General features: G+C 54.8%; 9 protein-coding genes. 6 read left to right on the top strand and 3 right to left on the bottom strand.

The features are described 5' to 3' along the window. The 6 genes from ACXJ5O_RS10540 to ACXJ5O_RS10515 form a co-directional block, all read left to right on the top strand. Window positions 1-427: O-antigen ligase family protein (locus ACXJ5O_RS10540; protein ID WP_457299853.1), on the top strand; the 427-nt coding region annotated here is incomplete at its 5' end. A 463-nt stretch (window positions 428-890) separates the two neighbouring features. Continuing rightward, window positions 891-1,568 carry a sugar transferase gene (locus ACXJ5O_RS10535; protein WP_457299852.1) on the top strand — a complete coding sequence of 226 codons (678 nt, stop codon included), beginning with the start codon at window positions 891-893 and terminating at the stop codon, window positions 1,566-1,568. Between the two features lie 118 nt (window positions 1,569-1,686). Next, window positions 1,687-3,018, top strand: coding sequence for a UDP-glucose dehydrogenase family protein (locus tag ACXJ5O_RS10530; RefSeq protein WP_457299851.1), 1,332 nt, complete (start codon window positions 1,687-1,689; stop codon window positions 3,016-3,018). Window positions 3,019-3,054: 36 nt separating this feature from the next. Beyond that, window positions 3,055-4,134 carry a glycosyltransferase gene (locus ACXJ5O_RS10525; RefSeq protein ID WP_457299850.1) on the top strand — a complete coding sequence of 360 codons (1,080 nt, stop codon included), beginning with the start codon at window positions 3,055-3,057 and terminating at the stop codon, window positions 4,132-4,134. 51 nt (window positions 4,135-4,185) lie between these two features. Then, a complete protein-coding gene (locus ACXJ5O_RS10520) occupies window positions 4,186-5,364 on the top strand; it encodes a glycosyltransferase (protein WP_457299849.1) in 1,179 nt (392 codons plus the stop codon). After that, window positions 5,361-6,821, top strand: a complete 1,461-nt coding sequence (locus tag ACXJ5O_RS10515; protein WP_457299848.1) for a lipopolysaccharide biosynthesis protein — start codon at window positions 5,361-5,363, stop codon at window positions 6,819-6,821. Before ACXJ5O_RS10520 ends, ACXJ5O_RS10515 begins: the two co-directional genes overlap by 4 nt. On the opposite strand, the gene ACXJ5O_RS10510 is transcribed toward ACXJ5O_RS10515, so the two are convergent. The 3 genes from ACXJ5O_RS10510 to ACXJ5O_RS10500 form a co-directional block, all read right to left on the bottom strand. After that, complete coding sequence (locus tag ACXJ5O_RS10510; RefSeq protein WP_457299847.1) at window positions 6,768-8,102, bottom strand: polysaccharide pyruvyl transferase family protein; 1,335 nt, start codon at window positions 8,100-8,102, stop codon at window positions 6,768-6,770. The two genes, ACXJ5O_RS10515 and ACXJ5O_RS10510, sit on opposite strands and share 54 nt — an antisense overlap. A gap of 202 nt (window positions 8,103-8,304) precedes the next feature. Continuing rightward, window positions 8,305-9,294 carry a glycosyltransferase family 2 protein gene (locus ACXJ5O_RS10505; RefSeq protein WP_457299846.1) on the bottom strand — a complete coding sequence of 330 codons (990 nt, stop codon included), beginning with the start codon at window positions 9,292-9,294 and terminating at the stop codon, window positions 8,305-8,307. Window positions 9,295-9,649: 355 nt separating this feature from the next. Beyond that, entirely contained in the window at window positions 9,650-9,928 is a 279-nt protein-coding gene (locus ACXJ5O_RS10500; RefSeq protein ID WP_457299845.1) for an exopolysaccharide production repressor protein, read from the bottom strand. Window positions 9,929-10,563 lie beyond the last annotated feature (635 nt).

Genomic DNA, 10,563 nt, shown 5'->3' with positions numbered 1-10,563 from the left:
GTTCAGAGCCTCTCGCGAGGCCCCGCTTATGGGCATTGGCTATCAGGCCTACTGGGTGCAAGGCTTCTCTGAGGCCGAGCGATTATGGGCAGAATTCTACATTCCTGCACGTACAGGATTTCATTTCCACAACACCTATATCGAAGTGCTTGTCGAACTTGGCTACGTCGGCGTCGTTCTGATCAGCCTGCTCCTTGGGGGTGTGGTGATCGGCTTCCTGCGGCGTCTGCTGACGGAAGGATATACGCCGCAGGGACACCTGATGTTTGGCATCGCACTCTTGTTATTGATCCGCTCGTTCTTCGAGATCGACTTCATCCAGCCTTACACGATCGGTTCGTTCCTCCTGTACTATTCGGCAGGATTGCTCGCCATCCCTCAGCGCACACCCTACAAAATGATGCAACCGACGCAATTACAGACATAACAATATCGTGATCGATCAAAAAAAGGCACAAATATGGACCGGGTGGAACCCGCTCTTACGCCACTTCTTTATGCATCATGGGGATTAGTGCACTGCAGCAAAACGCTCCGTTTGCGGTCCCGAAAAAGTTACCACATTCGCGTCATGACCTGTATCAGACGCCTATTTTGCGTTGAACCATCCCTTAAAGCGCAACCACTGCCAAATCCGCCACAGTACAGTGCAAATAGCGAATAATAGTCGGCAAAACGTCTGCAAGTTAACAGACGTATAATACAGTCGAAGAGGTCAAAAATTGGGCAACTTATGGGCAATTTCTAGCCATCACTTAGTGTTTCAAGCCTGTTAATTTTTTGTGTTGCGTTGCACCATATTTTTAATGCAACTTTGGATGTAGCCTTGGATGTACCGTTTGATACCGTCGCATCAGCCCATTCGATCACCCGACCCCCGGAGTTGCGCCATGAGCGATTCAGTCAAATCGACCGATTTGAGCTATTCCCACGTTGATACGGATTTCGACCCTGCTTTGGGCGGATTCCTGAAGCGTGGATTCGACATTGCTGGGGCCTTGGCAGGCCTCATTGCCCTTAGTCCCCTGTTCCTGCTTATTGCGCTCCTCGTAAGGTTGTCCGATGGCGGGTCGGTATTTTATGGCCATCGCCGTATTGGGCGGGGGGGCAGCATTTTCCACTGCCTCAAATTCCGGACGATGGTTCCAGATGGCGATGGCGTGCTGGCCAGCTATTTTGCCGCCAATCCGGACGCAAGAGCCGAATGGGAAGCCACCCGCAAGCTCAGGGACGATCCGCGTGTCACTCGCGTCGGAGCTGTACTGAGAAAGCTGAGCCTTGATGAACTGCCACAGATCATCAACATTCTCCAAGGCCACATGAGCATTGTCGGACCCCGTCCTGTCGTGCACGACGAGCTTGAGAATTATGGCAACGCCGCAGTGTTCTACCTCAAATCACGCCCTGGCCTCACAGGACTTTGGCAGGTAAGTGGGCGCAATGACGTTTCCTACGACAGCCGCGTGGAGTTCGATCGGCACTATGTCGAGAACTGGTCGTTGAAACTCGACTTGCATATCATCATCAAGACTGTGCCTGCCGTTTGCATGGCCAGAGGCAGTTACTGAACAGCTCAATGACAGTTACAGAAACTTGGTTGCGGGCATTCCTTATGGCCCGCGATTTTAATGATTGGTATTACCGGATCCAGATGCGATCCGATGTCTTTGCACAGGAACACATCCAATGAATTTAACAGTTTTTGGAATCGGCTATGTCGGTCTTGTACAGGCCGCCGTATTGGCTGAGGTGGGGCACAATGTTTTGTGCGTCGATATCGATGCCGACAAGGTTGAACGGTTGAATCAGGGATTGATCCCGATTTACGAGCCAGGTCTCGAGAGTCTCGTCAGAGAAAATCACGCAGCGGGCCGCATCACGTTCACGACGGACGTCGCAGCTGCAGTCAAACATGGCCAGATCCTGATGAGTGCGGTCGGTACGCCGCCCACCGAAGACGGATCCGCCGACCTCAAATATGTGCTGGCCGTGGCAGAGGCGATCGGGCGCGAAATGGAAGCGCCAAAGATCGTTGTGAGCAAATCCACAGTGCCGGTAGGTACCTGCGACAAGATAAGGCTTAAAATCGCGGAAACGCTCAAGGCGAGAGGACGCGAAGAACTGGATTTCGATGTCGTCTCAAATCCGGAATTCCTCAAGGAAGGCTCGGCGGTGGTGGATTGCATGAAGCCTGACCGTATCATCATTGGAACCAGCAGCGATAACACCGAAAAGGTAATGCGGGAGCTTTACGCTCCCTTCAGCCGCAACCATGATAAAATGATTGTCATGGATGTGCGCAGTGCCGAATTCACGAAATACGCAGCCAATTGCATTCTCGCGACCAAAATCAGCTTCATGAATGAAATGTCCGGTCTGTCAGAGCGGCTCGGTGTCGATATCGAGGAAGTCCGCAAGGGCATCGGCAGCGATCCACGCATTGGCTACGACTTCATCTATCCGGGAATAGGCTATGGCGGGTCATGCTTTCCGAAGGACGTCCGCGCCATGATCCAAACAGCAGAAGGCATCAGTTTCGATGCCAAGATGCTGAAGGCGGTGGATGAGCGGAACAATGCACAGAAGTCCATCCTGTTCGAAAAAGTCCACCGCTATTTCAAGGGCAATCTCAAGGGCAAGGTATTTGCGCTTTGGGGCCTGGCCTTCAAACCCAACACCGATGACATGCGTGAAGCCCCTTCCCGCACGCTGATGGAGGCCCTGTGGCAGGCGGGAGCCAGCGTGCAAGCCTTTGATCCGGAGGCGATGCAGGAATGCCAGAGCATTTACGGCCAGCGCGATGACCTGCTACTTTGCGGAACCAAGGAAGCAGCGTTGCGCGGTGCCGACGCCCTGCTGATCGTAACCGAATGGAAGAGCTTCCGGGCGCCATCCTTCGATCTCATGAAGGACGCCCTTACGACGCCCGTCGTCTTCGATGGCCGGAATATCTATGATCCCAAGGTCATCGCCCGTCATGGTCTGGAATATTACAGCATCGGCAGGCAGGCCGCATAGGTCGCCGGTGGAAAACAGGATACAAGGAGCCACGCGATGAAAGTACTTTTTGCGGGCGGCAATGGCTACTATCCCCAGTTCAGCGGTGGCGTTCAATCGAGTACGCATCATCTGGTCGAACAATTGCGCAATCAGGGGCACGAGGCCTCGGTTCTGGCTGCCTTGTTTGGCCAGGGGATGTTCGGACTGAAGGCGCGCGCCAAGATGAAGATCATGGGTCAGCGAGCGGCAGTAGACAGTTTTCCGGGCTATCCCGTGGTCAGGGCCTGGTTTCCCTGGGAGGCTGCGGGCTTCGCGGTCAAAAGGCTCAAGCCTGACGTGGCTGTCGTACAATGCCACAAATCGGTTCCGATAGGGAAAGCCCTGCAAGCTGAAGGGATACCCTTGGTCATTTACCTCAGAAACGTGGAATTCCACGAACTTGCCGGCGATCTGCGGGAACTGGATTCAGCACTGTACATCGCGAATTCCGAATTCACTGCGAGGACCTACAAGGCGAAGTTCGGGATCGATTCGACCATCATTCCTCCGACGATCGACCCTGTCCTGTACGGAACGCCGACGACCGGCGAATATGTGACGTTCATCAATCCCTACAACGAAAAGGGTTTTGAACTGGCCGTTCAGATTGCCGGGCAGTGTCCTGACATCCCGTTTCTCTTTGTCGAAAGCTGGAAGCTTGCCGATGATCACCGGGCCAGCATCGAAAAGACGATCGCTCCTCTGAAGAACGTCAAACTCGAAAACCGCACCAGCGACATGAAAACGGTCTATGGGCGCACCAAGATCCTGCTCGCCCCCAGCAAATGGGAGGAGGCATGGGGCCGCGTCGCGTCAGAAGCGCATTGCAGCGGCATTCCCGTCGTGGGGTCACGCCGTGGCGGTCTGCCGGAAGCAATCGGCGAAGGCGGCCTTGTCCTGGATTACAACGCGCCGCTGGAAGATTGGGTCGGCGCGATCCGCACGCTCTGGACTGATAAAAGCGAATATGACCGGCTTTCGTCCGCTGCCAGAAAATTCTCGGAGCGGCCGCAGATGGATCCGAAGAGCCAGTTTTCGACCTTTCTCAGCGTTCTTGATCAAGCCGCCAGCCAGAATATCAAACAGGTGGCGTGATAAGCGCCGCTCAGATCCATATTTGCAGATTTTTTGAAAGAATGCTCGGTAATGAGAGTTGGTTTTGTTGTCGACAAGTTCCCGTCATTGTCCGAGACGTTCATTTTGGATCAGGTAAATGGATTTCTTGAGCGCGGTATCGAGGTGGGCGTTATCTGTAACGAGAACCTCCTGAAGCAGGGCAGTGCTCGAACAAAGCATTGGCAAGCGCTGTCTGAAAATACGATTTGCTGGTGGGGTGCTCTGGCGCCGTTGCGCCCGATCCTTCGAAAACTGCCAACAACCCTCTGGGACAAGGTTTCGACGGCATTCGACATTGCCTTTTCGCGAAAGCTCCAGAATTTCGATGTTATCATTGCCCATTTCGGTAACAACGGCTTGCGTGTTGCCCGCGTGTTGAAACGCAAGAAACTTGGCGCTTCCCTGGTCACGATATTCCACGGCCGCGATGTTGGCCGGCCGCTCCTCGATAACACCCTCTGGCAATATAATGTCCTGTTCGACCAGGGTACTCGGCAACTGACAGTCAACGATTATTTCCAAAAGGCCCTTGTGGACGCCGGCGCGCCGGCAGCAAATGTCGCCGTGCATCATATGGGTGTACGGATCAACGAGATCGAATATGCGTGGCGCTCTTGGGGTCAAGGCACCTTGAACGTGATTTCTGTCTGCCGCTTGACCGAAAAGAAGGGCATCGAGTTTGCCTTGCGCGCGCTAGGTCAACTTTCGATTTCAAATCCAGACCTCGATTGGGCTTATACGATCATAGGCGGCGGCGAATTGCTCGACGAGCTGAAGCACCTCGCCAAAGATCTGAATATTGCGCACCGGGTGACATTTCTCGGACCGCGCCCGCACAGCGAGGTCAAGCAGCGCTTGCGGGAAGCCCATCTGTTCCTGCTGCCGAGCGTGACGGCACAGGATGGAGATGTGGAGGGCATTCCGGTTTCCCTCATGGAGGCGATGTCTGCCGGGCTTACGGTGCTCAGCACATATCATTCGGGGATTCCGGAACTCATTGAGGACCAGACGACAGGTTTCCTCGTCCCCGAAAGGGATATAGAGGCTCTCGCAGGAAAACTCCTGTGGATCGCCGAACACTCGGCCGAGTGCGAGCGCATCGCTTTGGCTGCAAGGAGGAAGATCGAAGCCGATTTCAACGCCGATGTTTTGAATGATCAGTTTGCCCATATGATCACGCGTCTGGCCGAAGTGAAGTTAAGCGCGTGAGTGCCGAACCGCTTCAGTTTGGACGCGTTGCCCTCCGCGGCGGCCTTTTGACGGTTATCGCACAAGGCATCAAAATCGTTGTCCAGTTCCTCTCCGTCATCGTCCTGGCGCGCCTGCTCATTCCGGAAGACTTCGGGCTTGTCGCCTCTGTCAGTCCGATCGTGGCGTTCGTTGCGCTCTTCCAGAATCTAGGGCTTCAGCAAGCGGTTGTTCAGCGCAAGGAGATCAGTCAGCGGCAGCTCAATCAGGTCTTCTGGATGAGCGCCTTTGCCGGTCTCGCCAGCACTACCGTCGTTGTCGCGCTCTCTCCCGTCGTCGCTTCCTATTACGGTGACGCGCGCATGGTCGGGATCACGATCGGCGCCGGCCTGCCGCTCTTCCTCGGAAGTCTGGCAGCCATGCCGCTCAGCCTGATGAATCGCCATCTCCAGTTCGGTCAGCTTGCGATCAACGATGTCGTCACCGCCATTGCAGGCTTTGCAACAGCGGCCGTGGCCGCCTATGCCGGCATGGGCTATTGGTCGCTGGTGCTTGGCCCGGCAGCATCGGCGGCGGTTGGATTGCTTGCAGCCTGGCGTGTGGCGCGGTTTAGACCGGACAAGCCGGTTTTGAAGATCGATCGCGACATCATGTCCTTCGGCGCTAACCTTACAGGCTTCAACCTCGTCAACTTCTTCTCCCGCAACCTCGACAATATTCTGATCGGCAAATTTTCGGGCGCAATTGAGCTCGGTTATTACGACCGCGCTTACAAGCTTCTGCTGTTCCCGTTGCAGAACATCAATCAGCCGCTGACACGCCTGATGATCCCGCTGCTCAGCCGAATACAGGACGATAAGAAGCGCTTTCGCGATATCTACATGCAGACCAATTGGGTCCTCGCGGCCGTCACGGTACCCGCTATCGCTGCGCTGACCCTTACCTCGGAACAGGTCGTCGGTATTCTTTTCGGCGACAGATGGCTGCCCGTCGCACCGATTTTCGCATGGCTCGGCATTGCGGGCCTCATTCAGCCCATTTCGAGCACCACAGGCTGGATCTTCATCTGCCAGGACAGGACGAAGACCATGTTCCGCTGGGGCATCTACTCTTCGATCACGACTGTGGTTGCTTTTATCGTGGGCTTGCATTGGGGTGCCGTCGGCGTCGCCGCGGCCTATGCCATCAGCGGCTATATCCTGCGCGTTCCCGTTCTCGCAGTGCTTGTGCAGCGCGTCGGCCCGGTGACAGCGATGGACGTCCTTTTGGTGCAAGGGCTCTTCATCGTTTCGTCCTTGCTCGCGTGRCTCGCCTACTGGCTGCTGCCCCTGTCGCTGATCGCCCGCTCGGATTTTCTCGCGGTCATCCTGGCTGTGCTGCTGAACTATGCGTTCGCGTTCATCCTGATGCTTTTGCTGCCCCAGTCACGCAGCGCTCTGTCGGCTATCTGGTCCAAGGTCGCGAGCAACATTCGCTGACGGAGCGACAAGAAGCGGCCTCAGCAACTCGGTTGCCGACATTGCCGATGCGTGCTCGTCAAGAACACCCTTGAGGCTCGTCTTGCGATAATGTTCCAGATTCTGGATGAAGGTATCGAGCTTTYCGCCAGCTTCTTCCGCCGTCACGGTGTCGATGTCGAGCAGAACGTCGGACACGCCGATACGCTTGGCGACTTCCTTGGTCTTGAACTCGTAGGCGATCGGCAACACCGGCGTGCCGACGCACAGCGACATGATCATCATGTGCATGCGCGTGGCGACGACGAAATCGAACCCCTTTACAAGCGCCATCAGTTGCTCTGGCGTGTGAAATGACGCGTCGACGCTGACATGGCTGGCAATTTCGGGATCGAGCTCGGCAACGATCGCCTTGGCTGCCTTGGAATCGTCGTGCGCATATTCCGGCACGCCTTGGCAAGTCGACAGAAAGGTCACCTCTTTGCCCTGGTCCCGTACCAGCGTGGTGACGATATTGCGAATGGAATCAAGGTAGCGGCGCATGCCGTCTCCACCGCCCTTGACGTAGTTCCAGTGCCGGACGGAAATAGCGACGCGACCCGTTTTCGGTGTCTGGTCCGTAGCCAGAATCCCGGCGATCCGGTCCGTATCGGCAAGCGCGAACACCGCATCCGCCACCACGTGACATTTGCCGGGGTCTTCTACGAGGTCAACAATATGGTCCTTCGACCGGGAATCGCGAAGAAGAATGAGCGGGCTCCGGTCAAAAACAGGTTTCAGTTCCTGGCGATTGTAGTCCTTGTTGAAGGGCCCCAGTGACTGCGTGAAGAACACGGGATCCTTGCCAAGGATCGCGTCGATGCGGAATTGATTGAGACGCCGTTCGAGGTTGTAGTTCTCGACGAGATAGGTTCCGCCCGTCGTGATCACGAGGTCGGCGTTCCGGTAGATCTCAAGCGAGCGGCGGTCGTTGTCGCTGAACAACATCTTGTCGATGGGCCCGCCCCTGCCGAAGCGGCGCAGCGCCTCGAGTACAATTCGATTGTAGAGCGGCTTGACAGCGTTCTTCAGGACGTTTTGATCGTAGCTGTACTTGAAGACGGACTCCGACAGGAGTTTGTGAAATTCGAGATCCGGATACTCTTTMGAAGGGTAAAGCCGTGCTGCCACTTCCGGCTGGCTGTCGAAGACCTGAAAGCGCAAATCCTCGCCCCAGACTTTTCTCAGGATGTGCCTGATCGCTAGAAGAATGGCGGCGTCGCCCGTATTCAGGCAGACCGTGTTCTCGACAATGATTTTCATAAAACTAACCCTGGTATCTGATTGGCGGCATGGGGTTTGTTGGCTGCGAGTCAATCATAACCGCATCCTTTGCGCGCTCAGTTGTCGAACCCAACTGAGCAAATCCGCTCATATTGACCCCTGATCTATTCTTGAAACAGACTAGTCCATTGTGTCTTTTTGTGCAACGCACAATAAATTCGAATGGATATCCGCGTCAGGCTCACTGCGTTTTGGCAGTTGCCGGAAACAGATAGCGCAGCTCTGGTTTGACCTGTGCGGCAGGCGATCTGTTTCTGACGGCTCCATCGAGCTTGTCGGTCAGGATGCCCCTCGCGATCGGAAAAACCGCAGACGGATTGCGCAAACCATAGACGGCTGCCGCAACAAGTCCCTGCTGCGACTTGATGTCCAGAAACTGCCGGTGATGGAATTTGGAGCGAATATGGCGCTCATGTTCGCGGACTGCTTCCAGCCCCCCTCCCGACAGCATGCCGCTGTCCAGAAGTGCCCTGTCGGCATCGGCAAGTTGTTTCAGATCGTCTGTCCTGTGCCGCCCACTTAGCGAATCCGCACGCACGACGGCGCCATATCCACAATTGTTGATGATCTGAAACCGGGCACCCAGGGCCAGCGCTCTCGTATAGAGATCGTAATCCTCGCCGAGCCGCAGCTTTTCGTTGTAGCGCAGGCTGTGGCGATCCAGAAACTCGCGCCGGATGACAGGCTTCAGGAAGCCGAGCTCGCCGCGCTGCTTGTTGCGTCTCGATATGTTGCGGTCGACGAATGTCGGCAGGTCGAGAAACCAGGTTTCCGGAGAAAACGTGTCAATGGCAAGTGTGCTGAAGTGGCTGGCCCAGCGTTGATCGACAAAGACGATGTTGTCGGCGGCCATATCCCAGTCCCGGGTTGACAGCAGATGGGAAAAGCGCCCCGGGATAAAGAAATCGTCGGCGTCGAGGATACTGATCAGGGCTGCCGAGGAACAGGAAATGGCGTGATTACGTGCGTAAGACGGTCCTCTGTTGACGTCGAAACGAATGATACGCAGCCGTCCGCTCGCGTCATCGGCGCCTCCGGCGGCTTCCGACGTACCATCGGTCGAGCCATCGTCGACGACGATCACTTCTGCCACGTATGTATCCGCCAAAGCGGAGGATATGGCGGCCGCGATGGTATCGGCTGCGTTCTTCGCAGCGATGATCACACACACACTATTGTCCGGATTATCTATAATTGCCCCTGCCCTCGACTGTGCGGGTCTCTACTGCGTGCACGAAGGCGTGTTAGCGCGCACCACGTATGGTCTGTGGACGTATTGCCAGCACCAGACCGATGCAGCAAGGATACAATTATTTCGGCCTCCCGCAAGAGGCAGACGTCTAGAGCAAGGTTCTGAAGCCCGGAAGTTGCTCCGGATCGCTTAAGGGTCTGTTGAGATTCATGTCAGGGCGAGGCGAAAACGGTGGTTTTCGAGCACCGGAGCGCAGCGTACATGTTGGTACGTGAGCACCGGAGCGCAGAGAAACGCCGTTTGCAGGCCGCCATGGCGTGAATATCGACAGACCCTAGTGCGTTTCTGTTGGTGTAATTGACTTAAACGGCGGCTGCTTGTTGGCGACAATGCCGGTTGGCTCATTAGTCCCGGACTGCTTCCACTCGGACGTCCGCGGCTTTTCGCGCGCGACAAGGAAAAGCACCACCGCGAAATATCCTACCTGGATGACCACTGCGCAAATCAACGTCTGGACGATTGTTGCCCACAGGGATTGCGTGAGAATGTAGGTCGTGATCGCAAATGCAATGAGGACGCCGAACATTCCAATTAAGAAATTTGGAAATCTCATGCTCAGCTCCCATTCTTTATGCGGAGAGAAGCTGGCGTATCGTTTCTTGTCATTTTGTCTCCCCCCACACACGCTAATGCGCGTACATGAATGTTTTTTTGACTGCCAATTTGTCTATACCAAACCCCTTGAGTTTAGATGAAAGCACCTCGGCTAATTTTAAGCCGGAATATAACAGTTTTCTTACTTTGTAACCACTATTTTTCTGCGCTTTGGAGCGTGGCGAGGTATTGCGACCCGCGAATACAGCATACAATGCACGCGGACGGCTGAAGCACGTCCTGTCTTCACTCAAAAATAACGAAACACGACACATTTCACGCTATGTTGCAGCGCAAATAAAAAAATTACACAATATTTCACAGCTATACAACCYATCCAATTCTCTAGAAGGAGGCAAAACTAATTACAATCACTCAATTATATAAGCATATGTAATTATGTTTTTGGTCTGAATGAGTGGAATTGCAATCGCAAATTACATAGCATTCCGGCAAAATACACCGTCATTTCCGGCGGTTACGATCAAAGAATGTAGCCAAAATGCTATTCAACTCGCATGCTGCAGATGGCGTTCTGTTGCAACGCACAATTTTTATGTTATCTTCCGAACATCATTCGCGTCCGTTCCAGGC

This window comes from Phyllobacterium sp. P5_D12, from assembly GCF_054049495.1.
This window is presented reverse-complemented; position numbering and strand designations above follow the sequence as displayed.

What these genes read in the sequence shown, in the direction of transcription:
- ACXJ5O_RS10535 (WP_457299852.1), top strand. Translation starts at nt 891, where the DNA reads ATGAGCGATTCAGTCAAATCGACCGATTTGAGCTATTCCCACGTTGAT.
- ACXJ5O_RS10530 (WP_457299851.1), top strand. Translation starts at nt 1,687, where the DNA reads ATGAATTTAACAGTTTTTGGAATCGGCTATGTCGGTCTTGTACAGGCC.
- ACXJ5O_RS10525 (WP_457299850.1), top strand. Translation starts at nt 3,055, where the DNA reads ATGAAAGTACTTTTTGCGGGCGGCAATGGCTACTATCCCCAGTTCAGC.
- ACXJ5O_RS10520 (WP_457299849.1), top strand. Translation starts at nt 4,186, where the DNA reads ATGAGAGTTGGTTTTGTTGTCGACAAGTTCCCGTCATTGTCCGAGACG.
- ACXJ5O_RS10500 (WP_457299845.1), bottom strand. Translation starts at nt 9,928, where the DNA reads ATGAGATTTCCAAATTTCTTAATTGGAATGTTCGGCGTCCTCATTGCA.